General features: G+C 56.4%; 22 protein-coding genes and 1 pseudogene. 9 read left to right on the top strand and 14 right to left on the bottom strand.

The genetic code is table 11. From position 1 onward, the window contains the following. The first annotated feature begins 120 nt into the window (after positions 1-120). The gene (galR, locus tag AC4PCC_RS03635; protein WP_492126426.1) at positions 121-1,122 is read left to right on the top strand and encodes an HTH-type transcriptional regulator GalR; all 1,002 of its coding nucleotides are present in this window, start codon (positions 121-123) and stop codon (positions 1,120-1,122) included. A 28-nt stretch (positions 1,123-1,150) separates the two neighbouring features. On the opposite strand, the gene AC4PCC_RS03630 is transcribed toward galR, so the two are convergent. The 4 genes from AC4PCC_RS03630 to AC4PCC_RS03615 all read right to left on the bottom strand — a co-directional run bounded on the left by AC4PCC_RS03630 (position 1,151) and on the right by AC4PCC_RS03615 (position 5,136). After that, positions 1,151-1,924, bottom strand: coding sequence for an FCD domain-containing protein (locus tag AC4PCC_RS03630; protein ID WP_067708947.1), 774 nt, complete (start codon positions 1,922-1,924; stop codon positions 1,151-1,153). 114 nt (positions 1,925-2,038) lie between these two features. Continuing rightward, entirely contained in the window at positions 2,039-2,356 is a 318-nt protein-coding gene (locus AC4PCC_RS03625; protein ID WP_492126425.1) for a PTS sugar transporter subunit IIB, read from the bottom strand. A gap of 9 nt (positions 2,357-2,365) precedes the next feature. Next, the gene (locus AC4PCC_RS03620) at positions 2,366-3,793 is read right to left on the bottom strand and encodes a glycoside hydrolase family 1 protein (RefSeq protein WP_492126424.1); all 1,428 of its coding nucleotides are present in this window, start codon (positions 3,791-3,793) and stop codon (positions 2,366-2,368) included. Between the two features lie 14 nt (positions 3,794-3,807). Continuing rightward, the gene (locus AC4PCC_RS03615; protein WP_492126423.1) at positions 3,808-5,136 is read right to left on the bottom strand and encodes a PTS sugar transporter subunit IIC; all 1,329 of its coding nucleotides are present in this window, start codon (positions 5,134-5,136) and stop codon (positions 3,808-3,810) included. A 187-nt stretch (positions 5,137-5,323) separates the two neighbouring features. Here AC4PCC_RS03615 and AC4PCC_RS03610 point away from each other — a divergent pair, with 187 nt between their 5' ends. Beyond that, entirely contained in the window at positions 5,324-5,641 is a 318-nt protein-coding gene (locus AC4PCC_RS03610) for a PTS lactose/cellobiose transporter subunit IIA (protein ID WP_492126422.1), read from the top strand. A 64-nt stretch (positions 5,642-5,705) separates the two neighbouring features. On the opposite strand, the gene lysA is transcribed toward AC4PCC_RS03610, so the two are convergent. After that, entirely contained in the window at positions 5,706-6,959 is a 1,254-nt protein-coding gene (gene lysA / locus AC4PCC_RS03605; RefSeq protein ID WP_492126421.1) for a diaminopimelate decarboxylase, read from the bottom strand. A gap of 483 nt (positions 6,960-7,442) precedes the next feature. Between lysA and AC4PCC_RS03600 the strand changes: the two genes are divergently transcribed. Both AC4PCC_RS03600 and AC4PCC_RS03595 read left to right on the top strand, forming a co-directional pair. Further along, positions 7,443-7,727 (top strand): hypothetical protein, encoded by a 285-nt coding sequence (locus AC4PCC_RS03600; RefSeq protein WP_492126420.1) that lies wholly within the window; start codon positions 7,443-7,445, stop codon positions 7,725-7,727. A 230-nt stretch (positions 7,728-7,957) separates the two neighbouring features. Continuing rightward, a complete protein-coding gene (locus tag AC4PCC_RS03595) occupies positions 7,958-8,878 on the top strand; it encodes a LysR family transcriptional regulator (protein ID WP_492126419.1) in 921 nt (306 codons plus the stop codon). A 102-nt stretch (positions 8,879-8,980) separates the two neighbouring features. Here the strand turns inward: AC4PCC_RS03595 and AC4PCC_RS03590 are convergent, their stop codons facing one another. Continuing rightward, the gene (locus tag AC4PCC_RS03590; RefSeq protein ID WP_492126418.1) at positions 8,981-10,144 is read right to left on the bottom strand and encodes an MFS transporter; all 1,164 of its coding nucleotides are present in this window, start codon (positions 10,142-10,144) and stop codon (positions 8,981-8,983) included. Positions 10,145-10,435: 291 nt separating this feature from the next. Here AC4PCC_RS03590 and vapB point away from each other — a divergent pair, with 291 nt between their 5' ends. The 3 genes and pseudogenes from vapB (at position 10,436) to AC4PCC_RS03575 (ending at position 11,911) form a co-directional block, all read left to right on the top strand. Then, positions 10,436-10,663: a type II toxin-antitoxin system VapB family antitoxin gene (gene vapB, locus AC4PCC_RS03585; RefSeq protein ID WP_492126417.1), complete on the top strand. Its 228-nt coding sequence runs from the start codon at positions 10,436-10,438 to the stop codon at positions 10,661-10,663. Beyond that, positions 10,663-11,051: pseudogene (gene vapC, locus AC4PCC_RS03580) on the top strand (type II toxin-antitoxin system tRNA(fMet)-specific endonuclease VapC). Before vapB ends, vapC begins: the two are co-directional and overlap by 1 nt. Before the next feature lie 236 nt (positions 11,052-11,287). After that, positions 11,288-11,911, top strand: coding sequence for a serine protease (locus AC4PCC_RS03575; protein ID WP_492126416.1), 624 nt, complete (start codon positions 11,288-11,290; stop codon positions 11,909-11,911). Between the two features lie 117 nt (positions 11,912-12,028). On the opposite strand, the gene lysS is transcribed toward AC4PCC_RS03575, so the two are convergent. From lysS to xerD, 5 genes are all read right to left on the bottom strand, one after another. Further along, positions 12,029-13,549 carry a lysine--tRNA ligase gene (gene lysS, locus AC4PCC_RS03570; protein WP_492126415.1) on the bottom strand — a complete coding sequence of 507 codons (1,521 nt, stop codon included), beginning with the start codon at positions 13,547-13,549 and terminating at the stop codon, positions 12,029-12,031. A gap of 9 nt (positions 13,550-13,558) precedes the next feature. Continuing rightward, a protein-coding gene (prfB, locus tag AC4PCC_RS03565) for a peptide chain release factor 2 (RefSeq protein ID WP_156485027.1) occupies positions 13,559-14,657 on the bottom strand; the annotation gives its coding sequence in 2 pieces (ribosomal slippage) (positions 13,559-14,581 and positions 14,583-14,657; 1,098 coding nt in all). A gap of 96 nt (positions 14,658-14,753) precedes the next feature. Next, positions 14,754-16,472 carry a single-stranded-DNA-specific exonuclease RecJ gene (gene recJ, locus AC4PCC_RS03560; protein WP_492126414.1) on the bottom strand — a complete coding sequence of 573 codons (1,719 nt, stop codon included), beginning with the start codon at positions 16,470-16,472 and terminating at the stop codon, positions 14,754-14,756. 5 nt (positions 16,473-16,477) lie between these two features. After that, positions 16,478-17,179, bottom strand: a complete 702-nt coding sequence (gene dsbC, locus AC4PCC_RS03555) for a bifunctional protein-disulfide isomerase/oxidoreductase DsbC (RefSeq protein ID WP_067708916.1) — start codon at positions 17,177-17,179, stop codon at positions 16,478-16,480. An 88-nt stretch (positions 17,180-17,267) separates the two neighbouring features. After that, positions 17,268-18,161 carry a site-specific tyrosine recombinase XerD gene (xerD, locus tag AC4PCC_RS03550; RefSeq protein WP_492126413.1) on the bottom strand — a complete coding sequence of 298 codons (894 nt, stop codon included), beginning with the start codon at positions 18,159-18,161 and terminating at the stop codon, positions 17,268-17,270. A gap of 104 nt (positions 18,162-18,265) precedes the next feature. Between xerD and fldB the strand changes: the two genes are divergently transcribed. Next, complete coding sequence (fldB, locus tag AC4PCC_RS03545) at positions 18,266-18,784, top strand: flavodoxin FldB (protein WP_492127451.1); 519 nt, start codon at positions 18,266-18,268, stop codon at positions 18,782-18,784. Between the two features lie 130 nt (positions 18,785-18,914). Here fldB and AC4PCC_RS03540 read toward each other — a convergent pair whose 3' ends face one another. The 3 genes from AC4PCC_RS03540 to AC4PCC_RS03530 are packed head-to-tail and all read right to left on the bottom strand — an operon-like array spanning position 18,915 to position 19,798. Then, the gene (locus tag AC4PCC_RS03540; RefSeq protein ID WP_345828862.1) at positions 18,915-19,322 is read right to left on the bottom strand and encodes a protein YgfX; all 408 of its coding nucleotides are present in this window, start codon (positions 19,320-19,322) and stop codon (positions 18,915-18,917) included. Next, the gene (gene sdhE / locus AC4PCC_RS03535; RefSeq protein WP_345831621.1) at positions 19,303-19,569 is read right to left on the bottom strand and encodes an FAD assembly factor SdhE; all 267 of its coding nucleotides are present in this window, start codon (positions 19,567-19,569) and stop codon (positions 19,303-19,305) included. The genes AC4PCC_RS03540 and sdhE overlap by 20 nt, the downstream gene beginning before the upstream one ends. A gap of 19 nt (positions 19,570-19,588) precedes the next feature. Next, on the bottom strand, positions 19,589-19,798 hold the full coding sequence (locus tag AC4PCC_RS03530) for a hypothetical protein (RefSeq protein ID WP_067708903.1): 210 nt from the start codon (positions 19,796-19,798) through the stop codon (positions 19,589-19,591). Here AC4PCC_RS03530 and ygfZ point away from each other — a divergent pair. Further along, a complete protein-coding gene (gene ygfZ, locus AC4PCC_RS03525; protein WP_492126412.1) occupies positions 19,797-20,777 on the top strand; it encodes a tRNA-modifying protein YgfZ in 981 nt (326 codons plus the stop codon). The two genes, AC4PCC_RS03530 and ygfZ, sit on opposite strands and share 2 nt — an antisense overlap. Positions 20,778-20,802: the final 25 nt, after the last annotated feature.

Below are 20,802 nucleotides of genomic sequence, written 5' to 3'. Positions count from 1 at the left end.
TCCACCCGCAGAATTTACTCTGCTTTGCGACGGCGCTGGCATTCTGTGTGCTTGAAGTTACTGGGGATTTCCGCAACACTTAGGGCAATGTAACCGCTTACCCAGGAAGGCCCAGAACCTATGGCTACCATAAAGGATGTTGCCAGACTTGCGGGCGTTTCCGTCGCTACGGTTTCCCGCGTGATCAACCATTCACCTAAAGCCAGTGAGCACTCCCGCCAGGCGGTAAACAGCGCCATGGCTCAGCTCCAGTACCATCCCAACGCCAACGCACGCGCGCTGGCCCAGCAGTCGACGGAAACCATGGGGCTGGTTGTCGGGGATGTATCGGACCCATTTTTCGGCGCGATGGTAAAAGCGGTAGAGGAAGTCGCCTACGATACCGGCAACTTTTTGCTGATTGGTAACGGTTACCATAATGAGCAGAAAGAGCGACAGGCGATTGAACAGCTAATCCGCCACCGCTGCGGGGCATTAGTTGTCCATGCCAAGAAGATTGCGGACGATGAACTGATCCCGCTGATGCAGCAAATTCCCGGTATGGTGCTGATTAACCGCGCCCTGCCCGGCTTTGAACAGCGCTGTATTGCCCTCGACGACCGCTATGGCTCCTGGCTGGCGACCCGTCATCTGATCCATCAGGGCCACCAGAACATCGCCTATCTCTGTTCAACGCACCCAATCTCGGATTCGGAGGACCGCTTACAGGGCTATTACGATGCGCTGAAAGAGCATCATCTTCCGTGCAACGATCGGCTGGTCGCGCTGGGGGAACCCGATGAGATTGGCGGCGAACAGGCGATGACCGAACTGCTTGGGCGCGGTAAGCCCTTTACCGCCGTGGCCTGCTATAACGATTCGATGGCGGCGGGCGCGCTGGCGGTGCTAAGTGATAATAGCGTGCGGGTGCCGGAAGAGATGTCCCTGATTGGCTTTGATGACGTGCTGGTTTCCCGCTATGTCCGGCCCCGCCTGACCACGGTACGCTATCCGATTGTTACCATGGCCCAGCAGGCGGCCGCGCTGGCGTTAGCGCTGGCTAACAAGCAGCCGCTGCCGGAGGTCACCAATTTGTTCAGCCCGACGCTGGTCCGTCGGCATTCGGTGGGCTCGCCCGTCTGAAGCGAGTGATATTACCGCCGCCCGGGAGCTACACCAGCTTTCCCTGGAAAATCGGCACGGATTCAAACAGATAGCCGTCGAAGTCTGGCGCATCCGCGTCTGAGAGTTCGAGCAGGGAATGTTTGACGTTTTCCAGGTGCTGCCACATGGCCTGCCAGGCCCCCATTACGTCGCGCCGCCGCAGCGCGGCCAGAATGGTCTGGTGGTCACCCAGCCACTTCAGCCGGTAGCTGCGCGTTTCAATATGGCTGCGCAGCTGCGACCACAGCGGGCTGTTTTCATGATGGCGCCAGATACTGGTCACGGTATCCAGCAGCATCTGATTCTGCGTCGCCCCCGCCAGCAGCAGGTGAAACACCTTGTCGTTGTCCTGACTGGTATCGTTCACCGCAATCGCCTTCTGCTCCTGCTCCAGAATGCGTTTAAGATTTTCGATGTCCGCTTTAGTCGCCATCTTAGCGGCAAAGGCGGCAATATTGCTTTCAAGCAGCTGGCGCGCCTGGAGCATTTCAAACGGCCCGACGTCACTGCGGAAAAATGCCTCCTCTTCATCGCTGCTTTGCGAAGGAATACGCATCACATACACGCCCGAGCTTTGCCGAATATCCACCGTGCCTTCCAGTTCCAGCATCAGTAGCGCTTCGCGCACGATGGTGCGGCTGACGCCCCAGGTTTCTGCGATATGACGTTCAGGCGGCAGCCGCGAACCGACGGCATACTCACCCTCTATAATTTGCTGACGCAGATGCTGCCCAATTTCCTGATACTGTTTCTTTTCTTGCCCCGGCACGCCCTTTTCCACTCATTCACCCTTAACGCATTAACGATCATGGTAATCCCGCCGTCCAGTTCCGCAGCGCGGGTCTTCTGTGCTCCACCGGAGGACAGAAGACCCGCCATCGACGAGTTAATCGGACTAGTTTACCAAAGCCAGCGCCTGATCGAGTACTTTTGCGCCGTTAAGCGTGCCGTAGGCGACGGAATCAATCACCGCAATCGGGATTTGATAGCTGTCGGTGAGCTTGCGGTTCTCTTCCAGCTTAAAGCGCACCTGGGGGCCAAGCAGTACTACCGCTACCTCGCTGCCGCAGCTTTCCAGTTCGTCACGCAAGTTCTGTTCAGGAATGGCATAGATGCAGTATTCCAGCCCCCGCGTCGTCGCCTCTTTTTCCATCCGGGTCACCACCATTGAGGTGGACATACCTGCCGCGCAGGCCAGTAGGATACGTTTCATTTAGCTCCCCTATTTCATTTCATCATCAAGGTTGACTACCAGCTGGCGTGAATCGCGCAGGCGTCGATACCAGTGGGCCGATTTTTTCATCCGGCGAGCGCGATTATCCTCAAGATCAATCTCAATCAGGCCGTAGCGATTTTTAAAGGCATTCATCGGTGAAACATTGTCGGTAAACGCCCACAGCATATAGCCCTGGCAGTTTGCCCCCTCTGCCCGCGCTTTTAGCGTTTGGTAAAGATGCCCGGTGATAAATTCAATTCGGTAATCATCCTGGATTTCGCCGTCCGCATTTTTGAACTGCACTTCATTTTCTATGCCCATTCCGCTTTCGGCCACGAACCAGGGAATGTTGCCGTACTCATTTTTTATCCTCATCGCCATGTCATAAATGATGCGCGGCTGAATCTCCCAGCCGCGGGATTTATTCATGCGGCGGCCCGGCAGCTCGAAGTGCTCGTAGTAAAAGGCCGGGTGAAACGGCGTTTCAGGATGCCAGGCGCGCGAAGGGGCTTTCACGCGGTGCGGATAGTAGAGATTGATCCCCACCTCATCGACGCGGTTTTCTGCGATCAGCTGTAGCTCAGCCGGGGTGTAATCCCAGCGGACCTGATGCTTCGCCAGCAGCGCGATCAATTCGGCGGGATATGCCCCCAGGATGGCCGGATCGAGGAATACCCGGTTATAAAACAGATCGTAGCGTTCAGCCGCCAGGACGTCATGTGGCGCGCTGGAGCGCGGGTAGGTCACCTCCGGATTGAGGATAGTGCCTACCGTGCCCCGATAGCCCTTTTCCCTGAAGAGCTTTACCACTTTGGCGGTCGCCAGGTTTTTATGGTGATTCCACTGCATCCATTTCGCGGTGTTTTGCTCGTAGGGCCAGCGAATGGCATCAAGGTAGACGCGGGTTTGCACCACAATCGGCTCATTAAAGGTGAACCAGCGCGTAACCTTTTCGGCATAGCGCTCAAAGACCTTTCCGGCATAGCGCAGGTAAAGCTCCACCACCTGCTTCGCTCCCCAGCCGCCATATTTTTCCATCAGTACGGCGGGCAGTTCGTAATGCTCAAGGCAGAGCATGACCTCGATCCCCTGCGCCTGCATTTCATTGATCAGGCTGTCGTAGTATGCCGCATACTCTTCATCGACGACGGCATTCTCATAATCGGTGAGAAAGCGGGACCAGTTGATCGAGGTACGATAGTGGGTCAGTCCGGCGGCCTTCATCAGTGCGACATCTTCTTTATAGCGGTTGATGAAATCCGTCGCGACCGCTGGCCCGTAGCCGTTGTGCCAGACGTGGCGGTCATTTTTATACCAGGCGTCCAGGTATGAATCCTGCCCGGCTTTTTTGCCGCTCCAGCCCTCGGTCTGCCATGCAGAGGCGGCGGCCCCCAGAATAAAGTCGTCCGGCAGCGTGACGATAACGTTGCTCATTTTTTCTCCTCAGGTTAGCGCTGTTCAGCCGTCATCAGCGCTGATTCCGCCGCTTCGGCGCGGCGCGCAGCGATTCTTACAAAGGGCAGATAGACCAGTACCGATACGGCGATGCAGAGTATCTGGGTCACCACCGCGCCCATGGATCCGGCGGTAGAGAGCCAGGCGTTGATAATTGGCGGCGTGGTCCAGGGCACCATCACCACCGCCTTCCCGGCAAAGCCCAAAGCCGTCGCAAAGTAGCCAATCGAGCCGGTGATAAGCGGCGTGATAATAAAAGGGATAGCGAGGATCGGATTCAGCATGATGGGCATACCGAAGATGACCGGCTCATTGATGTTAAACAGCCCTGGCCCAAATGAGAGCTTGGCGATTTCGCGCATCTCTTTTCGCCGGGTGGCAAGCATCACCGCGCTAAGCAGGCCGATGGTCAGGCCGGATCCGCCGATGCTCATATAGACATCCCAGAACGGCATGGTGATGATATTTGGCACCTCTTTGCCCTGCTCAAAGGCATTCATATTGACCAGAATAGCCCCCAGCAGCAGCGGTTCACGGATAGGCTTAACCATCTGATTACCGTGAATGCCGATCACCCAGAACAGCTGAGCCACAAACATCAGCAGCAGAATGCCCCACAGGCTTTGCACCACCGATTCCAGCGGCTCCTGCACGACCTTATAAACGGCGTCGTAGAGATACATGCCGGTCACCGAGTGGAAGATAAAGCCAAAGGTCGCCACGGCGGAGACGGTGATAATGGCCGGTATCAGGGCGGAAAACGAAGCCGCCACGTTGGGGGGAACGGTATCCGGCATTTTTATCTTTAGCCGGTCGATATTTTCCAGTCGACAATAGATTTCAACGGAAAGGATGGCGATAAACATGCCGAGGAACAGGCTTTTAGTGTCCGAAAATTGTTTGGCGAGCACGTCGGTCACCACGTGCATTTGCCCCTCAACCAACATGGATAGCGTGGTGGGCGTGACGGCAATAAAGCAGATAATCGCCAGCAGGCCGGGGAAAAGGGTTTTGATGCCGTTGATTTTGCCTAACTCAATACCGATCAGAAATACCGCGCCAATATTCAGGAAGCTGAGCGTGGCGTAATTGATGCTGGTCGTTATCGGTTTCAGATCGGCCAGGAAAGCCAGCGCCTGAAAGCTGGCCAGCCCATTTTTGCCATCCAGAACCATATTGGAGATCAGCACTGAAAATGCGCCAACGATAATGACGGGCATCAGGGTGATAAACGAGGCCTTGATCGCCATGATGTAGCGATAGCTGTTAAAACGGGTGGCGAAACTCCCCAGTGAGTCGATAAGCCGATCCTGTAAAGACATGCGTCGTACCTCAGAAGTAAGTGGTCAGGCATCCCAATTTTTTTTCACTGACGAAATTCCGTTCTCGTGGCATACCAAAACTAGCAAAATGCCCTTAAGTTTCTGTGACTGGCTTCTCAGAAGCGCTTATTGGCATTCCGATAGTATGTAATCACGCTTTTTGGCATACCAATAAACGGAGGCAGTGATGGATTTCGAACAGACGATGATGGAGCTGTTGATCAATGCGGGCGAGGCGCGATCCCATGCGATGAGTGCAATACAGTTCGCCCGCAAGCGCGACTGGCATCAGGCCGATGACGCGCTGGCAGCTTCGCTGGCGGCGTCGAAGCAGGCACACCATATCCAGACCCAGCTGATTGGCGCCGATGAGGGCTGCGGTAAGGTGCCGGTCACGCTGATCCTCGTTCACGCGCAGGATCATCTGATGAATGCCATGCTGTGCCGCGATTTGGCGGAGGAGCTGGTACTGTTGAGAAAGGAGCTGGCAGGCGTGGCAGTATAAGAAATTCGGGCGTGCTGGCTAAAGATGCATCGGGCAAAGGGAGGGGGAAACAGCCCCCTCTGAGTTACTGCTCCAGCGCGATCAGCTCCTGGATGGTCTGCGCGCGGCGGATCTGCCGCGGCTGGCCGTTCTCAAACAGGAATTCTGGCAGCAGCGGGCGGCTGTTATAGTTAGAGGACATTGAGGCGCCATACGCACCGGTATCGTGGAATACCAGATAGTCCCCCACCTTAACCTCAGGCAGCGCACGGGTTTCCACCATGCCGCCTTCCTGCTGGGTGAACACATCGCCAGACTCACACAGCGGCCCGGCCACCACGCTCTCGAGGGTCTTCTCTTCGTGCAGGTCACGGCCATCGGCCGCAATGACGGAAATATGATGATAGCTGCCGTACATGGCGGGACGCATCAGGTCATTAAAACCGGCATCGACCAGCACAAAATGGCGGCTCCCCATCTGCTTGACGGCGCGGACCTGCGAGACCAGTACGCCCGACTCGGCGACCAGAAACCGGCCCGGCTCAATCTCCAGTTCAACCGCATGCCCCAGGTGCTCAGCAACGCGCTGACGAGCGGCATCCCACAGGCCGAAATAGTGGTCAGTATTAATCGCCTCTTCACCATAGTGATAAGGTACGGACAGGCCGCCTCCGGCTGAGATTGCCTGCAAATCCTGACCGAATTCGATAACCTGGCTGACCATGGCATCGCATACCTGTTCCAGATGACCATAGTCGACGCCCGATCCAATATGCATATGGATCCCCACCAGCTTCAGCTGATAGCGCTGAATCGCCTCAAGCGCCAGTGCCAGATCGCTATGCCAGATGCCGTGCTTGCTGTTTTCACCGCCGGTATTGGTTTTTTGACTGTGTCCGTGACCGAAGCCCGGATTGATGCGCAGCCAGACGGAATGACCCGGTGAAACCTGCCCGAGCTGGTGCAGCATATCCACCGAGCCTGCGTTGACCGGGATTTTCAGCGCGGCAAGGCGCGCCAGCGTGGGCCGATCAATCACGTCAGCGGTAAAGACGATATCATCGCCGCCGGGCTGGAACCCCGCCGCCAGCGCACGTTCGATCTCGCCCAGCGAGACGGAATCCACCTTTACGCCTGCCGCGCGCATCAGCCGCAGGATATGAATATTTGAGCAGGCCTTTTGCGCAAAACGCACCACGTCAAACTGCTGCAGCTGGCTGATACGCTGGTGGATGACGCTGGCGTCATACACCCAGACGGGGCCGCCAGTCTGACGAACCAGCGGGAGTAAATGAGTACGGTTAAGGGCTGTTTCGGTGTTATCAAGCTGTAGCGGCATTCTGTTTCTCCTTAGCGGGTTAAAGCTATTACGCCACAGCACAGGCAGGGTGAAAAATATCTGTTTTATCCTGATCTATTCATCCATGATATGGCTTTGTCCGACAGAGCATAAGTACCCATGGCAGCGATAACCCTGCGTCATATCGAAATATTTCATGCGGTCAGGGGCGAACCCATTCAGGGTCAAAACCAATAGCTGAATAAATCGAAAAAATAACGCTGTTTTAATAACCATATTGACCTTAAGTTTTTCATACGCTAATAATAAAGCGTAATCACAGGGTTGATTTTTAAAATGAAAAGAAAAGTAGCTTTATCGTTCACCTTCTATTTTATTTTTTTCTCATTATTACAAGTTTTATTCGGTTTTCTCCATTATGGATACGTCGAGAATATAGCCCGAAAACTTATTCTTTCTGCCATAGGCTCGGTAATTTTTATCGCTTTAAATTACTTTTTTTTTAAAAAGGAGATCAAATAGATGAGACAAATACACAACGAAGAACTTAAATCAATTTCCGGTGCTGATTCTGGAAGAGACTTAGCCCAGATGGCAGGAAGTATCATCGGAGGACTCGCAGGTAATGCATCAAGGATACCCAACGGTGGCCTGTACGGCTCCTCTGCTGGTGGATACTTTGGGGGGGTGCTATATGATGGCTCGAAACAAACGATCACCATACCCACTAATGTTATAATTGATTATATAAATAATGGCAGCCCCTGGGGGCCTGTAAACAACCCTCACTATCCTGTCTGGCGCTAAGTCACTCTCTATTACATGGCGTTTTTTAATATTTAATTTAAACGCCATCGTTTCCGTTTTAACAAAAGACTACGGGTGGGATTCGCCATCGAAACTGCATTAACCGTTATTCTCAGCGCCTCAGTGGGGGCTTATCAATCATGTCAGTGGTAGATGAAGGGTAAAAATATCTGTTTTATCCTGATCTATTCATCCATGATATGGCTTTGTCCGACAGAGCATAAGTACCCATGGCAGCGATAACCCTGCGTCATATCGAAATATTTCATGCGGTGGTAACCACCAGCAACCTCACCGAGGCGGCTGCGATGCTGCATACCTCGCAGCCGACGGTCAGCCGCGAGCTGGCGAGGCTGGAAAAGCTCAGTGGCCTGAAACTGTTTGACCGGGTGCGCGGTCGATTACAGCCGACCGTGCAGGGGTTGAAATTGTTTGAGGAGGTGCAGCGATCCTGGTACGGGCTGGACCGGATTATCAGCGCCGCCGAGGGGCTGCGTCAGTTTCGCCAGGGTGAACTCTCTGTCGCCTGCCTGCCGGTGTTTGCACAGTCGCTGCTGCCGCTGCTCTGCCAGCCCTTTTTACAGCGGTTTCCCGATGTCAGCCTGAACATTATTTCGCAGGAGTCACCGCTGCTGGAAGAGTGGCTTTCGGCCCAGCGTTACGATCTGGGCCTGACGGAAACCAGCCAGGTTCCGGCGGGCACTGAGCGTACCGAGCTGTTTACCGGTAATGAAGTGTGCGTACTGCCGGAGGGACATATGCTGGCCCAAAAAACCTGCCTGACGCCGCAGGATTTCGAGGGACACAGCTACATCAGCCTGTCACGGACGGACAGTTACCGACAGCTGCTGGACGATCTCTTTAGCGGGCACAACGTGAAACGCAGGATGGTAATGGAGACGCATAGCGCCGCGTCGGTGTGTGCCATGGTGCGGGCTGGGGTGGGGATTTCGGTGGTGAATCCACTGACGGCGCTGGATTACGCCGACAGCGGTGTGGTTATTCGACGTTTCAGTATTAACGTCCCTTTCACGGTCAGCCTGGTGCGGCCACGGCATCGCCCCTCATCGGCGCTGGTCGAAGCCTTTAGCGACCATCTCCGGCAGCAGATCGGCCCGTTTCACCAGCGCCTGAGCGCGATGCTGGATTAACCAGACGCGGTTTGTTCCGGCGGAGAACAATGCCAGGCGCAGGTAAACGCGCCCGATTGCAACGCGCTGTCAGTGCCCCGGCCTGCGTCTGCTTATCCCACGTCAGGCCCGTGCAGCCTGAGTCTGGCCGCGTGAGCGACGGAAGGTGAGCAGGCAGACGACCAGGCCCCCGGCGGCCAGTACCGCTGCGGCGACCGGTACGCGGGTCAGACCATAGCCGCCCGCAATAACCGCCCCACCGGCCCAGGCACCAAACGCGTTGCCGATATTAAATGCCGAAATGTTCAGGGTAGAGACCAGGTTGGGTGCTTCCTTCCCGTGGCGGACCACGTTGATTTGCAGTCCCGGCACGGTCGCAAAGGTCGCCATCGCCCAGAGGAACAGGGTGATTTCAGCCAGCCACAGCGCATGGCTGGTCCAGCTAAAGGCGAGTGAAAACAGGGCGATTAGCGCAAAGCTCAGGATCAGACTGAACGACACCTTCCAGTCTGCCAGCCTGCCGCCGAGGATATTACCGACGGTCAGGCCGGCACCGATGAGAAACAGCGTCCAGCTGATGCCTTTATCACTGAGACCAGTAACCTGTAGCAGCAGCGGCGCGATATAGCTGAACAGCGCAAACATCGCGGCGGCGAAAAAGACCGTCATCAGCAGTGACAGCCACAGTTTACCGTTCGCCAGCGCGCCGATTTCACTGGCAAGATCGACCGGCTTCTCATTGCGGTTGTTGGGCAGGCTGATAATCAGCGCGATAAACGCCAGGATCCCAATCACCCCTACGCCCCAGAAGGTGGCGCGCCAGCCAAACAGCTGGCCAAACCAGGTTCCCACCGGCACGCCCAGCACGTTAGCCAGCGTCAGGCCGGTGAACATCAGCGCCACCGCCGAGGCCTGACGGGCGGGTGCAACCAGACTGGCCGCCACGACGGCACCGATGCCAAAGAAAGCGCCGTGGCACAGCGCCGTTACAATTCGCGCCATCATCAGCAGGTTATAGTTCCAGGCCAGCGCACACAGCACGTTGCCGACGATAAAAATCGACATCAGCAGAATAAGCGTAAGCTTACGCGGAAGCTTAGCGGTGAGCAGCGCCATAATCGGTGCGCCAATCGCCACGCCCAGCGCATAGCCGCTGATCAGCCAGCCCGCAGAAGGGAGAGAGACATGCAGGTCGCCTGCAACATCGGGTAGCAGCCCCATGATAACAAACTCGGTGGTGCCGATGGCGAACGCACTTAGCGCCAGCGCCAGTAATGAAACAGGCATGAATAGGACTCCCGGGAAGTAAATGAACCCGCCATAAACGGCAGGAAAAGGACGCGCGAAGAGGCAGATAACCGCAAACAGGGGTTAAAAGTTTGATCTGCGTCATAGAAGTAATTACAGCATAGCTCAGGAGCAACTTATAGCCCATATGAGGCAATAATCTGTTGCTCAAAAAGCAAAAGTGGCGATGCGACAGGCGGTAGCGCGAATGTGAACTATATATCCCATTGGCATATACGTCCGCTATGGCAGGCTGTATACACATCATGTATATCCCTGAGTGAGGTCAAAATGAAAACCACCGTATTTTTAACTAACCGCAGTCAGGCCGTTCGATTACCTAAAACTGTCGCATTGCCTGATGACATTAAGCATGTCGATGTTATCGCCATCGGCAGAACCCGGATTATTACTCCCGTAGGTGAATCCTGGGACACATGGTTTGAGGGCGAATCCGTTACCGCTGATTTTATGTCTTCACGCGAACAGTCAGGTTCACAGGAACGGGAAAGCTTCTGATGCTCAAGTATATGCTGGACACCAACATCTGTATTTTTACCATCAAAAATAAACCGGAGGGCGTTCGGGAAAAGTTTAACCGCCATCATCAGCAGCTATGTATCAGTACCATAACGCTGATGGAGCTTATCTACGGCGCAGAGAAAAGCAGCCAGCCCGAGCGTAATCTGGCGGTTATTGAGGGTTTTATCGCCCGGCTGTACGTGCTGAATTATGACAGTCATGCCGCTATGCATACCGGGCAAATACGGGCCGAGCAGGCCAACCGATTGGTCCATACGACCAGATGATTGCGGGGCACGCCCGCAGCCAGGGCCTGGTCATCGTGACCAACACTATGCGTGAATTCTCTCGCGTATCAGGACTTCGCGCGGAAGACTGGCTCTAATTCATCACGCGCAGCATCACCCGCCAGGGATAACCCGCCCGTCAGCCGGGTCTCTCCAGGATTGATCTTAGTTTTCCCCTCCAGGTGCAACTTAAATTTGCCTTAAGTCAGATAAACAGTAGTCTGGGCAATAAGTGAAATAGTTAAAGCTTTGCGTGTAAAAGCCGATACCTCGATAACGGTTCCAACGGGCATCCCAGTGCTGTGCTTGATCGATTCATTGCCGAGGAAATAAGATGCAACGTGCTATTTGCCTGCTCACCCTGCTGCTGTGCGGATGTTCCGTCGGAAAGTATGAGTACAGTAGCGAGGCTGAAAAACGGGTGGATATGACCGTTACCGGGATCCCGACCGTCTTAGGGGTGGGTACGCTCGGCACCACAATACCGCTCACGTCTGAATACAGCCTGACCGCCGCGCACGTGGCGAAATACTCCCTGTACCGGGTGAAGGCTTACCATCCTGAATGTGACCTGGCGGTGGTGTACCATAAGAACGCCGATTTTCATCCGCCCCACTTCCGTAATGGCCACATTGGCGACAAAATTAACCTCTACGGCTACAGCTTTATCTCCGCCATGCCGGTGGCATCGACCGGCACCAACCTGGTCAATACCGGCCTGAAAAATGAGTGGAACAAAGTCAGCTGCGTGGTGGTCGCGTCTGATGCAGGCGTGGTGAAGGGTATGTCAGGCGGGGCAGTCTATAATGCCGCCGATGACTCGGTGGCGGGCGTTATCGTCGGCTATTCAGACCGCATCAATGACCTGAAAACCGGTAAGGCGCTGTACAAAGACGTTTCGCTCTATATTCCCTATGCCCGCTTTAAGGACTGGTTAAATCAGGCCGTTAAATCCTGATCGTCGATAGCGTTTGGCGCGGGCCAATGAAAAAGGGACGAATCGCTTCGTCCCTTTACTCTGGCTGACCGTCCGTCCCGGTGGCCTTACATCCCGGGACGGTGGTTCGTTAAGCGCTTACTTGCCGCTGGGGCGCAGCGCAGGGAACAGAATGACGTCGCGGATGGTGTGGCTGTTAGTAAACAGCATCACCATACGGTCAATACCAATCCCCAGCCCGGCCGTTGGCGGCAGGCCGTGCTCCAGCGCGGTGACGTAATCTTCGTCATAGAACATGGCTTCATCGTCACCCGCATCCTTGGCGTTAACCTGCTGCAGGAAACGCTCTGCCTGATCCTGTGCATCATTCAGCTCGGAGAAGCCGTTGCCGATTTCACGCCCGCCGATAAAGAACTCAAAGCGATCGGTGATTTCCGGGTTCTGGTCGTTACGACGCGCCAGCGGCGAAACTTCAGCCGGATACTCGGTGATAAAGGTCGGCTGGATCAGATGGCTTTCCGCCGTCTCTTCAAAGATTTCCGTTACCAGACGGCCGAGGCCCCAGCTCTTCTCAATTTTGATCCCCAGCGACCGCGCAATGGCTGAAGCCTTATCAAAATCATCAAGATCGGCAAGGTCGGTTTCCGGACGGTATTTCTGGATCGCTTCCTTCATGGTCAGCTTGTCGAAGGGCTTACCGAAGTCGAAGCTCTGCTCGCCATAAGGCACTACGGTGGTGCCAAGCACGTCCTGCGCCAGAGTACGGAACAGGCTCTCGGTCAGCTCGATCAGATCCTTATAGTCCGCATAGGCCATATAGAGTTCCATCATGGTGAACTCTGGGTTATGGCGCGGTGAGATCCCTTCGTTGCGGAAGTTACGGTTGATCTCGAAGACGCGATCGAAGCCGCCGACCACCAGACGCTTAAGATACAGCTCCGGGGCGATGCGCAGATACATATCAATATCCAGCGCGTTATGATGGGTGATAAACGGACGGGCAGAGGCGCCGCCTGGGATCACCTGCATCATTGGCGTTTCCACTTCCATAAACTGGCGACCCACCATAAAGCTGCGGATGCCGGCCATAATCTGCGAGCGGATTTTAAAGGTGTTGCGCGATTCGTCGTTGGCGATCAGATCCAGATAGCGCTGACGGTAGCGGGTTTCCTGATCGGCCAGACCGTGAAACTTGTCCGGCAGCGGGCGCAGGGCTTTAGTCAGCAGGCGCAGTTCGCTACAGTGAATGGAAAGCTCGCCGGTTTTGGTTTTGAACAGCTTGCCGCGCGCACCGACGATATCGCCGAGATCCCACTTCTTGAACTGCTCGTTATAGATGCCTTCCGCCAGGTCGTCACGCGAAACGTAAAGCTGAATGCGGCCGCCCACGTCCTGAAGGGTGACGAAGGAGGCTTTGCCCATAATACGGCGGGTCATCATGCGCCCGGCAACGCTAACCTCAATGCCCAGCGCTTCCAGCTCTTCGTTCTCTTTCGCATCAAACTCAGCATGCAGCTGGTCTGACGTGCGATCGCGGCGAAAATCATTCGGGAATGCCACGCCCTTTTCACGCAGCGCGCTGAGTTTTTCGCGACGCGCTTTCAGTTCATTGTTTAACTCAAGTGCGACGTCAGTGCCCTGCGGTTGTTGTTCAGACATGTCAGTTCCTTATAGCCCTGCTTTCAAGCTTGCTTCAATAAATCGGTCCAGATCGCCATCCAGCACCGCCTGGGTATTGCGGGTTTCCACGCCGGTGCGCAGGTCCTTGATACGTGCGTCATCAAGAACGTAGGAGCGGATTTGGCTCCCCCAGCCGATATCAGATTTGTTATCTTCCAGCGCCTGCTTCTCAGCATTTTTCTTCTGCATTTCCAGCTCATACAGCTTTGCCTTCATCTGCTTCATGGCCTGGTCTTTGTTTTTATGCTGAGAGCGATCGTTCTGGCACTGGGTAACGGTATTGGTCGGAATATGGGTGATACGTACCGCCGATTCGGTCCGGTTAACGTGCTGACCGCCCGCACCCGACGCGCGATAAACGTCAATACGCAGATCCGCCGGATTGATGTCGATATCAATATCGTCTTCCACTTCCGGATAGATAAAGGCGGAGCTGAACGAGGTATGGCGACGGCCACCCGAGTCAAACGGGCTTTTTCGCACCAGGCGATGGACGCCCGTTTCCGTGCGCAGCCAGCCGAAAGCGTAGTCGCCGATAATGCGCAGCGTGGCGGATTTGATCCCCGCAACGTCACCGTCGGACTCTTCAATCACCTCGGTTTTGAAGCCTTTCGCTTCAGCCCAGCGCAGGTACATACGAACCAGCATGCTGGCCCAGTCCTGCGCTTCGGTGCCGCCGGAACCGGCCTGAATGTCGATGTAGCAGTCGGCGCTGTCGTACTCGCCTGAGAACATGCGGCGGAACTCAAGTTCGCCAAGCTTCTTCTCCAGCACGTCGAGTTCGGCAACGGCCTCGTTGAAGGTCTCTTCGTCTTCGGCTTCAACGGCCAGCTCCAGCAGGCCCGAGACGTCGTCCAGCCCCTGGGTCAGCTGATCCAGGGTTTCGACGATCGCTTCCAGCGACGAGCGCTCTTTGCCCAGCGCCTGGGCGCGTTCAGGCTCATTCCAGACGTCCGGCTGTTCCAGCTCGGCGTTAACTTCTTCTAAGCGTTCTTTCTTGGCATCGTAGTCAAAGATACCCCCTGAGAACGCCACTGCGCTCTGAGATATCCTGAATTCGGTTCTTTACCGGGTTAATTTCAAACATGATTTTAAAATCTTTTAGGTGATCGAATCGGGCGTAAATGTAACTCAGCAGTTTAACTGAAATTCGGGGCAGTTTGTAGCCTTGCTTCAGTTCAGGCTATAGCGGCCAGAAGTGGCTGATTATAAGCTGCACGCTGCGGTTACCGCGAAATTCGTTAATATCCAGCTTGTAGGCCAGCTCGACCTGACGGACGCTGGGGTCCGGCCACAGGGTGGTGTCAACGTTGAAAGCAATACCGTCCAGCAGCGGGCCTCCGCCCAGCGGCTCCACCATCACCTTCAGATGCCGTTCACCCACCAGCCGCTGCTGGATGAGGGTGAATTTGCCGTCGAACTGGGGTTCCGGAAACGCCTGGCCCCAGGGGCCCGCTTCACGCAGCAGTTCTGCCGTGGGGAGCGTCAGTTCCTGCGCCATCAGTTCGCCGTCGCTCCAGACGACGCCCTGTAGCGCCTCCTCGTCCAGCCAGTCGCCCACCAGGTCGCCGAAGCGCTGGCGGAACTCCTCAAACTTCGCCTCCTCCAGCGACAGGCCTGCCGCCATCGCGTGACCGCCAAACTTGAGGATCAGCCCCGGATTGAGCGTATCAAGCCGCTCCAGCGCGTCACGCATATGCAGACCGACAATAGACCGCCCCGACCCCTTAAGCAGACCGTCCCCCGAGGGAGCAAAGGCGATGACGGGCCGGTTGAAACGCTCCTTCAGGCGGGATGCCAGAATTCCCACCACGCCCTGGTGCCACTCGGGATGGTACATCGCAATGCCGAGCGGCAGCGCCTCGCTGCTGCGCTCAAGCGCATCGCACAGCGCCAGCGCCTCGGTCTGCATGCCCTGCTCAATCTCTTTCCGCGTCTGGTTTAGCGCATCCAGCTCGCTGGCCAGCATGCGGGCCTGAGCGATGTCCTCGCTGAGCAGGAGCGCCACCCCGACGGACATATCGTCCAGGCGGCCAGCAGCATTAAGACGCGGCCCCAGCGCAAAGCCGAGATCGTTCGCCGCCAGCTGCCTTGCATCGCGGTTAGCCACCTCGAGCAGCGCCTTGATCCCCGGGCGGCACTTACCCGCGCGGATGCGGCTCAGCCCCTGCCAGACCAGAATGCGGTTATTGCCGTCCAGCGGCACCACGTCGGCAACCGTCCCCAGCGCCACCAGATCCAGCAGTTCAGCCAGGTTCGGCAGCGTTTCCGCCCCGCTCCCGCGCAGGCGCGCACGCAGCGCCAGCATCAGGTAGAAGGCGACCCCTACCCCGGCCAGCGCGCCTGAAGGAAAGTCGCACTCATGCAGGTTCGGGTTCACTATCGCATCGGCATCCGGCAGGGTATCGCCCGGCAGGTGGTGATCGGTAATGACCACCGCAATGCCCTTTTCATGGGCAAGGCTGACGCCCGTATGTGACGAAATGCCGTTATCGACGGTGACGATCAGCTGCGCGCCGCGCGCCGCCGCCTGCTCCACCACTTCCGGGCTGAGGCCGTAGCCGTCATCAAACCGGTTAGGCACCAGATACTTAACGTTAGCCGCGCCCATGCTGCGCAGCGCCAGTACCGTCAGTGCGGTGCTGGTCGCGCCGTCGGCGTCAAAATCGCCCACAATCATAATGCATAAATTATCAGCAATGGCCTGATGCAGGATCGCCGCCGCGCGCTCAATACCCGCCAGCGACTGGAAGGGATGAAGATTTTTAGCACTTCGCACCAGCTCATCAGGCTGGAGTACGCCCCGCTGCATATAGAGACGGCGCAGCAGCGGGTGGAGATCGGCCGGGAGCTGGCTACCCTCCACCGCCCGACGGCGGCGGAGCTCGGTTTTACTGTTCAATGCAATCAGCCGCCTGCTTTCTGGCTATCAAGTAGCTGTTTCATCTCTTTAGGTCCCTGGTAACCGGGGATCATCATACCGTTTTGCAGCAGGATGGCGGGCGTACCCTGGATACCGTAGAGGATGCCCAGTTTGTAATGCTGGGAAAGGTCGATTTTGCAGTCAATCGGCGAAACCGCTTCGCCCTTCATCGCCGCATCAAACGCCTTGCGACGATCGCCAGCGCACCAGATTGATTTCATATCCTTCGCCACCTGACCATTCATCCCCTCACGCGGGAAGGCCAGGTAGCGCACGGTGATGCCAAGCGCGTTGTAATCTGCCATTTCCGCATGCAGCTTATGGCAGTAGCCACAGGTGATATCGGTAAATACGGTGATGACATGCTGCTCCTTCGGCGCTTTATAAACGATCATCTCGCTACTCAGCGCATCGACCTTTTTCTCCAGCAGTTTATTGGTCACGTTTACCGGCTGGCCTGCGCTGACGTCGTACAGCGGTCCCTGAATAAACTGTTTACCATCGTCGGTGATATACAGTACGCCGCTCTCCGTCAGTACCGTTTTCATTCCCGGCAGAGGAGAAGGTTGGATCTCCGTTTGCTGAAGGCCGAGCTTTTGCAGCGACTGTTTAATGGCCGCATCATCGGCATGAGACAAGCCACTGACGGCGATAAGCAGAGAAAGTATCAGGTAACGCTTCTTCATTTAATGTCCTTATAGACTTGTACGCTGAGCCTGAACCCGCCCTCAGAGCGGGGTCGCAGGCCGGTAATAGTATTCACCGCGCCGTAGGTCAGGCGCGAGGATGGTGCTGCTGATGTAACTGCCGCAGTCGCTCAGTGGCAACGTGCGTGTAGATCTGGGTCGTCGACAGGTCGCTATGGCCCAACAGCATCTGTACGACACGCAGATCGGCCCCATGGTTCAGAAGGTGGGTAGCAAATGCATGGCGAAGCACGTGGGGCGAGAGTTTATTACTGTCGATGCCTGCCAGTGTGGCGTAATGTTTGATTCGATGCCAGAAAGTTTGCCGCGTCATTTGCTGCGCGCGGTTGCTGGGAAACAGCACGTCCAGCGTCTGACCGTTAAGCAGCCACGGGCGACCATACTCAATATACTGCTCCAGCCAGTGCACCGCCTCTTCCCCCAACGGCACCAGACGCTCTTTATCTCCCTTACCAATCACCCGCACCACGCCCTGCCGCAGGCTGACGTTATTGAGCGTCAGGCTGACCAGCTCGGTGACGCGCAGGCCGGTGGCGTAGAGCAGCTCCAGCATCGCTTTGTCGCGCAGCTCAATTGGCTGCTCAACGCTGGGTGCCTGTAGCAGCCGGTCTATCTGCGCCTCGCTGAGATCTTTCGGCAAGCGCTGCGGCAGCTTAGGTGAAGAGAGCAGTGCGCTGGGATCGTCTTCGCGCAGCTTTTCCCGACAGAGATACTGAAACAGGCGGCGCATTGCGCTTAACAGCCGCGCGGAGCTGCTCGCCTTGTAGCCCCCCTCCAGCCTTTCAGCCAGAAACTGCTGCAGGTCCGCGGCGTCAACGCGCAGCAGCTGGGTGTTATGATGCGCAGCCCAGCCGACCAGCGACATCAGGTCCAGCCGGTAGGAAGCCACCGTGTTTTCCGCCAGGTTACGCTCGATCCACAAGGCATCTAAAAACTGTTCAATCAGATCGCTGTCCTGCACCACACTGCCCCTTTATCTGTTTACCGACGGCCTGTTATGACTGACCCCTGGTCAATTCTGATATAATCCGCGCCAGTGCATCAAGAGGAATGAGATTACCAGAGATGAATATCGGTCTGTTTTATGGCTCAAGCACCTGCTACACCGAGATGGCGGCAGAGAAGATCCGCGACTTTATCGGCGACGATCTCGTTACGCTGCATAATCTGAAGGACGATCCCCCGCAGCTCATGGAACAGTATGACATGCTGATCCTCGGCATTCCAACCTGGGACTTCGGCGAGCTGCAGGAGGACTGGGAAGCCATCTGGAGCGATCTGCCCGCGCTAAACCTGCGTGATAAAGTGGTGGCCCTGTACGGCATGGGCGATCAGGGAGAATACAGCGAGTGGTTTCTCGACGCGCTCGGCATGCTGCATGACCTGCTGGCCCCAATGGGCGTGAAGTTTGTCGGCCTGTGGCCAAATGAGGGGTATGAATTTACCAGCACCAAACCGCTTACCCCCGACGGCAGGCACTTTTTTGGGCTGGCGCTGGATGATATTAATCAGTTTGAGCGCACCGACGAGCGCATTGCCAAGTGGGGCGAGCAGATCCTCACCGAGATGGCGGCGCTGCTGTAACGGCAGCAATCCCGTCCGCACAGGCTGCGGGCCGCATTAAGCAGCCTGCCGCATCGTCATGTGGCGCGGTAGCGGCTGCTCTGCTACAGAACGTCACGCCGCGCGGTGAGTGAAGCGCAGTTCCGCCTCGTCATGCGGCGCGGGCAGGGATAAGCAGCAGCTGGCGGAGCTGACGCCATGCCTCTTCATCCATGCTGTCTCTGAGTAGCCAGAGTTTCTCCCGATCCCCTGACGGGGTACGCAGCGTCAGTAGCATCGCCTGCCGGGTCATCCACGGACGGCCGGTGATGTGCCAGCGTTTCTGGCGCCACTGAACCTGCCCCCCCTCCAGCAGCGCGATATCCCCTTCGCGACTGCGAATACGCCGCTGGCTGCGCACACATTCAAAGACAACCAGCGTCAGTAGCAACATCCAGACCAGGGTATAGCTGGCAGGCCAGGGTGCCAGCAGCAGCGCGAGTATCGCTACGCCGTGCAGAAGCAGGGATATCCACTGCGCACGCCAGGATACCCTGAGCTCAGCGTGCCACTGGGCCACGTTGCTGATTTCGCTGCTGTATCAGATTGATCATGCGCTTAAGTTCAGGATCGGCGGGTTCACCGTGATTCATCAGCCAGTTGAAGAGGTCGGGATCGTCATTCTCTAGCAGGCGAATAAATATCTGCTTGTCGTCCTCAGAAAGGGAATCATACTCATACTCAAAAAACGGCATAATGGAGATATCCAGTTCACGCATCCCCCGGCGGCAGGCCCAGTGAACCCGGGCTTTATTGCTACTATCCATATTATCCATCGTCATTCAGTCAAAGATGGCCGCTAGTGTAGCGCTTTTTATCGGGGATGTTGATGCAATAGCGGCCGGATTTCGCGCCGTCCCGCAAAGCAGCGAGCTGCCGTGCAGAGTTATCACGCGTTTTGTGCGCCGTTTCAAGGAAACAGGTTGCAAAGCCATTCGGCTCTTTTAACATAAGGAGCAGAGCTGTTTTTTTCACCCCACTACAGGACTGAATCATGCCGACTTTCTCTTTTCCGCCTCGTCAACCCGCGGCCTCTGCGCGTCTGCCGCTTACGCTGATCTCGCTGGAAGAGTGGGCGCTCGTGACTGTGACCGGCGCCGATAGCGTCAGCTATTTACAGGGTCAGGTGACGCTGGACGTCGCCGCGCTGGCCGACAATGACCACCGCCCGACCGCGCACTGCGATGCCAAAGGAAAGATGTGGAGCAACCTGCGTCTGTTTCATCGTGCCGGGGGGCTGGCTTATATTGCGCGCCGCAGCCTGTGCGAAGAGCAGGTTACCCAGCTGAAGAAGTACGCCGTGTTTTCAAAAGTGACCATTGCTGCCGATAATGACGCCGTGCTGCTCGGGGTCGCGGGCTTCCAGTGCCGTGGCGCGCTGGCTGGCGTTTTTACCAGCCTGCCGGATGCTGAAAACCCTGTGGTGCAGCAGGACAATACCACCCTGCTCTGGCTACCCACGCCGGAGGAAAGATTTCTGCTGGTAACCGATGCGCAGACGGCTCAGACGCTGCGCCAGGCGCTTGAGGGACAGGCACAGCTGAACGACAGCACGCAGTGGCTGGCGCTTGATATCGAAGCGGGTTTGCCGGTAATTGATACCGCCACCAGCGCCCAGTTTATTCCTCAGGCGACTAACCTCCAGGCGCTGGACGCCATCAGCTTTAAAAAGGGCTGCTATACCGGGCAGGAGATGGTTGCACGCGCTAAATTTCGCGGCGCCAACAAGCGGGCGCTTTACTGGCTGGCGGGACAGGCCGGGCAGGTTCCTGCTGCCGGTGGTTCACTGGAGATGAAACTGGGGGAAAACTGGCGGCGGACCGGGACGATCCTGACGGCCTGCCAGCTGGATAACGGCGAAGTATGGGTTCAGGCCGTGCTGAATAACGATCTGGAGCCGGACAGCGAGCTGCGTGTGCAGGGGGACGAAGGCGGCAGCTTAACGATCCAACCTCTGCCCTATTCCCTGACCTGATCCGGACTTAACAGGGGCCGCTCGG

It is taken from the genome of Erwinia sp. L03-1, from assembly GCF_058686115.1.
This window is presented reverse-complemented; position numbering and strand designations above follow the sequence as displayed.

Bases quoted from the DNA above. Each gene is read 5' to 3' on its own strand.
- lysA (WP_492126421.1), bottom strand. From the start codon at position 6,959: ATGCCGCTACAGCTTGATAACACCGAAACAGCCCTTAACCGTACTCAT.
- fldB (WP_492127451.1), top strand. From the start codon at position 18,266: ATGAATATCGGTCTGTTTTATGGCTCAAGCACCTGCTACACCGAGATG.
- AC4PCC_RS03600 (WP_492126420.1), top strand. From the start codon at position 7,443: ATGAGACAAATACACAACGAAGAACTTAAATCAATTTCCGGTGCTGAT.
- sdhE (WP_345831621.1), bottom strand. From the start codon at position 19,569: ATGGATAGTAGCAATAAAGCCCGGGTTCACTGGGCCTGCCGCCGGGGG.
- galR (WP_492126426.1), top strand. From the start codon at position 121: ATGGCTACCATAAAGGATGTTGCCAGACTTGCGGGCGTTTCCGTCGCT.
- AC4PCC_RS03620 (WP_492126424.1), bottom strand. From the start codon at position 3,793: ATGAGCAACGTTATCGTCACGCTGCCGGACGACTTTATTCTGGGGGCC.
- AC4PCC_RS03610 (WP_492126422.1), top strand. From the start codon at position 5,324: ATGGATTTCGAACAGACGATGATGGAGCTGTTGATCAATGCGGGCGAG.
- AC4PCC_RS03590 (WP_492126418.1), bottom strand. From the start codon at position 10,144: ATGCCTGTTTCATTACTGGCGCTGGCGCTAAGTGCGTTCGCCATCGGC.
- AC4PCC_RS03530 (WP_067708903.1), bottom strand. From the start codon at position 19,798: ATGATTCAGTCCTGTAGTGGGGTGAAAAAAACAGCTCTGCTCCTTATG.
- AC4PCC_RS03615 (WP_492126423.1), bottom strand. From the start codon at position 5,136: ATGTCTTTACAGGATCGGCTTATCGACTCACTGGGGAGTTTCGCCACC.
- vapB (WP_492126417.1), top strand. From the start codon at position 10,436: ATGAAAACCACCGTATTTTTAACTAACCGCAGTCAGGCCGTTCGATTA.
- AC4PCC_RS03575 (WP_492126416.1), top strand. From the start codon at position 11,288: ATGCAACGTGCTATTTGCCTGCTCACCCTGCTGCTGTGCGGATGTTCC.
- lysS (WP_492126415.1), bottom strand. From the start codon at position 13,549: ATGTCTGAACAACAACCGCAGGGCACTGACGTCGCACTTGAGTTAAAC.
- AC4PCC_RS03595 (WP_492126419.1), top strand. From the start codon at position 7,958: ATGGCAGCGATAACCCTGCGTCATATCGAAATATTTCATGCGGTGGTA.
- AC4PCC_RS03625 (WP_492126425.1), bottom strand. From the start codon at position 2,356: ATGAAACGTATCCTACTGGCCTGCGCGGCAGGTATGTCCACCTCAATG.
- ygfZ (WP_492126412.1), top strand. From the start codon at position 19,797: ATGCCGACTTTCTCTTTTCCGCCTCGTCAACCCGCGGCCTCTGCGCGT.
- dsbC (WP_067708916.1), bottom strand. From the start codon at position 17,179: ATGAAGAAGCGTTACCTGATACTTTCTCTGCTTATCGCCGTCAGTGGC.